Consider the following 4,154-nt stretch of genomic DNA (forward strand, 5'->3'; position numbering starts at 1 on the left):
GGGTGCGCCGCGTCGCGGGCGACAAGTTGGAGGTGACCGACCGTTGGGGTCGGGTGAAAGCCTATGATGCGGTGATTGCGACCTGCCAAAGCTGGCTTCTGAGCACCGCGATGGAGTTTGAGGAGCGTATCTTGAGCCAGCCCTTGTGGATGGCGCTGGATCGCACCCGCTACATGCAATCGTCGAAAACCTTCGTGATGGTGGACCGCCCCTTCTGGCGCGACCGCGACCCCGAAACGGGGCGCGAAGTGATGAGCGTGACCCTGACCGATCGCCTGACGCGCGGAACCTATTTGTTCGAGGGCGGTCCGGATGAGCCTGCTGTGATGTGCCTGACCTATTCCTGGATGTCGGATGCGCTGAAAATGGCGCCACTGCCGATTGAAAAGCGGGTGACGTTGGCGCTGGAGGCACTGGCCAAGATTTACCCCGGCGTTGATATCGCCAGCCACATTGTCGGCAACCCGATCACGGTAAGCTGGGAGAATGACGAAAACTTCCTCGGCGCGTTCAAGGGCGCTTTACCGGGGCATTACCGCTACAATCACCGGATGTATGGCCATTTCATGCAGACCGGTATGCCGCCCGAACAACGCGGGTTCTTCATGGCGGGCGATGGGGTCAGTTGGACTCCGGCTTGGGTCGAAGGGGCGGTCCAAACCGCGCTGAATGCGGTCTGGGGCGTGATGACGCATATGGGCGGGCGCTCGGCACCCGGCAATCCGGGGCCGGGGGATGTTTACCGAACCCATGGCCCGGTTGATCTGGGCGAATGACGTTTTAGAAGCGTGTCGGGCGGCAAGGTGTTGCCACATTCCCTGGCGCGCGCCCTGCGACGAGATCGGCGACGATCCGCGCCGTAATCGGGGCGAGCGTGACCCCGACATGGCCGTGACCGTAGGCATGGATCACCTCCGCACCGCCCTTGCTTGCACCGATGACAGGCAAACTGTCTGGCATTGAGGGGCGAAACCCCATCCATTCGCGATCCGGCAGGCCAAGATCGGGAAAGATCGTCCGCGCGCCTTCGACCAATTTCGCAATGCGGTGTGGCGACGGCGGTGCCGTCAACCCGCCGAGTTCCACCGTTCCCGCCACCCGCAAGCGCCCGCTCATCGGGCACAGGTAAAACCCGCGCGAGGTGGGGCAGCAGGGGCGCGACAGCTTCGGTTGCGCCATGTCCCATTCGACATGATAGCCGCGTTCGGTATCCAGCGGCACCTTGTCACCCGCTTGTCGTGCCAGGTCTTTTGAGTGTGCGCCTGCGGCAATCACCACTTGTCGGGCGTTGATCTGTAACCCTGCACCGGTCAGATGCACGCTACCATCACGCCGTTGCAACTGCTCTACTTTGGCGGTGATGAATTTCACGCCTGCCGCCCGGACCGCTTGTTCAATCAGCGCCACCATCTGCACCGGGTCCGCCAGAAACACCGCTTTGGGGAAAAAGGCTGCGCCGCCGGGCATGGCGCGCAGGCCCGGTTCCATCACGGAAAGCTCTGCTTGGGTCAGCATTTCGACCGCCACGCCGATATCACGGCGAAAAGCCAAATCCTGGTTTGCGGCGCGTGACGCAGCCTCGGTTTCATAGATGTAAAGGCAGCCCCTGCGCTGCATCAGGCTTTCGCCGCCAATTTGCGCGGCCAAATCATCCCAACCCGGCAACGCCTCTGCCATCAGCGCCGCAATCGCCAGCGCGTTGCGCTGTGCCGCAGCAGGCAAGGATTGCCGCGCAAAGCGCAACAGCCACGGGGCAAGGCTGGGCAAAGCCGCGCGGCGGATGGAGAGTGGCGAGTTGCGGTCAAACAGCAAGGAAGGCAGGTTGCGCAGCACATCTGGTGTGCCGACCGGTTGCACTGCGTAATCCGCAATCGTTCCTGCGTTGCCATAAGACGCGCCGGAACCGGGGGCGGCGGGGTCGATCACCACCACCTCGCGCCCTTCTGCCGCCAGTCGCAGCGCGATGGTCAACCCGATGATCCCAGCACCAATCACCGCAATTTCAGCGTCTTGCGCCATGGCTTACATGCAATCGCCGAACAGCTTCCGGGTGTTTTCCTTCGTCATCACCACCGGATTGCCACCACAGGACGGGTCTTCGAGCGCCATATCAGTCAACTCATCCAGACGCGCCGCCTCTACACCCATCGCGGTCAGATTTTCCGGAATTCCAAGGCTTTCGCGCAAATCCATGATCGCCGCGCGAAAACCGTCAAACCCGCCGCGAATGGCCAGATAACGCGCTGCCGCCTCAATCCGCTCCTCAATCGCGTGGCGGTTGAAATCCAGCACCATCGGCATCACAACCGCGTTTGTGGTGCCGTGATGGGTGCCGTAAACCGCGCCGACCGGGTGCGATAGGCTGTGGATTGCGCCAAGCCCTTTTTGGAACGCGGTGGCCCCCATCGCCGCCGCCGACATCATATGCGCGCGGGCATCCAGATTGTTGGGGTCGGCATAACCCAGCGGCAGGTTTTCAAACACCAAGCGCATGCCTTCCAGTGCGATGCCTTGGGCCATCGGGTGGTAATGCGGCGAGCAATAGGCCTCCAGACAGTGCGCCAGCGCATCCATCCCGGTGCCTGCAGTGATGAATTTCGGCATGCCTACGGTCAACGCCGGGTCACAGATCACCACTTTCGCCATCAGGCCGGGGTGCCAGATGATCTTTTTCTTATGGGTGGCGGAATTGGTCAGAATACCGGCCGCACCCACCTCGGACCCGGTGCCGGCCGTGGTTGGCACGGCGATGGTGGGGATAATTTTGCTGGCGTCCGCGCGTTTCCACCAATCGCCGATATCTTCCATTTCCCAAACAGTTAGGCCCGCAGGTTGATGCACCATGAGTGCGATCATTTTGCCCAGATCCAGCGCAGAGCCGCCGCCAAAACCGATCACGCCGTCATGCCCGCCCGCGATGAAGGCGGCAATCCCTGCGGCCAGGTTGTCCTCATTCGGGTTGGCATCCACGTCTGAAAATACCGCGCGGCCGAGGCCCGCTTTGTCCAGAATATCCAGCGCCTGAGCGGTGATTGGCAAAGTTGCCAAGGCGCGATCCGTCACCAGTAGCGGCTTTTTCATGCCAACAGCCTTGCAGTGGTCCGCCAGTTCCGAAATGCGACCGACGCCGAATTTGATGGCGGTGGGATAGGACCAGTTGCGATTGGGGACAGAGTGGCTCATTTAGTCACCTTCTTGAGATGGTAGGATTTCGGGCGGGTCACCGAATGGAACCCGAGATAAGACAGGGAGTTTCCGCGTCCGGTGTCCTTGCATCCGGTCCAGCACAGCGCCGGGTCAAGATAATCGCAGCGGTTCATGAACACGGTGCCGGTTTCAATCTGCGCACCAATTGCCGCAGCCGCAGTCGGGTCTTTTGTCCATATCGAACACGTCAAGCCATAAGGACTGTCATTCATCAGGGAAATCGCTTCGTCATCGCCAGAAACTTTCATAATCCCGACAACTGGACCAAAGCTTTCTTCCGTCATCACCCGCATCGAATGATCGACATTGACCAGAATTTGCGGCGCAAGGTATGCCCCGCCATCGTCGGCGGGAAACAGAGCGGGGTCGATCAACGCTTTTGCCCCTGCCTTCACCGCTTCCGCCACCTGGCCCCGCACAACGGCTGCAAAGCGCTTGTTTGCCATCGGACCAAGCGAGCTGGCCGCATCAAACGGGTTGCCGAGTGTTAGCTTCTTCACCCAAGCGACTGATTTTTCGACGAAAGCATCATAAAGGCTTTCGTGGACATAAACCCGTTCAATCCCGCAGCAGCATTGACCGGCGTTGAACATGGCGCCATCCATCAATCCGTCAACCGCTGCATCCAGATCGGCATCGGCGCGAACATAGCCGGGGTCTTTGCCGCCCAGTTCCAACCCGAGACCGGTAAAGGTTCCAGCCGCTGCTTTTTCGATTGCCACACCGCCGCCTACCGACCCCGTGAAGTTCACGAAATTGAACGAACGCGCGCCAATCAGGCTTTCGGTTGTGGCATGATCCAACACCACGTTTTGAAACACATCTTTTGGCACGCCCGCCGCGTGAAACGCCTCAGCCATCCGCTCCCCCACCAGCAATGTCTGGCTGGCATGTTTCAGGATCACAGCATTTCCGGCAATCAACGCCGGGGCAAGCGTGTTGATCGC

4 protein-coding genes are annotated in these 4,154 nt (G+C 60.5%); 1 reads left to right on the forward strand and 3 read right to left on the reverse strand.

The window, feature by feature from the left end; translation table 11 throughout:
- On the forward strand, positions 1–776 hold a 776-nt coding region (locus L0H65_RS15595), incomplete at its 5' end, for an FAD-dependent oxidoreductase (RefSeq protein ID WP_301459989.1).
- 4 nt (positions 777–780) lie between these two features.
- On the opposite strand, the gene L0H65_RS15600 is transcribed toward L0H65_RS15595, so the two are convergent.
- The 3 genes from L0H65_RS15600 to L0H65_RS15610 all read right to left on the reverse strand — a co-directional run.
- Positions 781–2,019 carry an FAD-binding oxidoreductase gene (locus L0H65_RS15600; protein WP_301459990.1) on the reverse strand — a complete coding sequence of 413 codons (1,239 nt, stop codon included), beginning with the start codon at positions 2,017–2,019 and terminating at the stop codon, positions 781–783.
- Between the two features lie 3 nt (positions 2,020–2,022).
- Positions 2,023–3,183 (reverse strand): iron-containing alcohol dehydrogenase, encoded by a 1,161-nt coding sequence (locus L0H65_RS15605; RefSeq protein ID WP_301459991.1) that lies wholly within the window; start codon positions 3,181–3,183, stop codon positions 2,023–2,025.
- A partial coding sequence (locus tag L0H65_RS15610) for an aldehyde dehydrogenase family protein (RefSeq protein ID WP_301459993.1) occupies positions 3,180–4,154 on the reverse strand: 975 nt, incomplete at its 5' end. The genes L0H65_RS15605 and L0H65_RS15610, both read right to left, overlap by 4 nt.

Origin of the sequence: Pseudorhodobacter sp., assembly GCF_030452865.1 — a bacterium.
GTDB lineage: Bacteria > Pseudomonadota > Alphaproteobacteria > Rhodobacterales > Rhodobacteraceae > Pseudorhodobacter.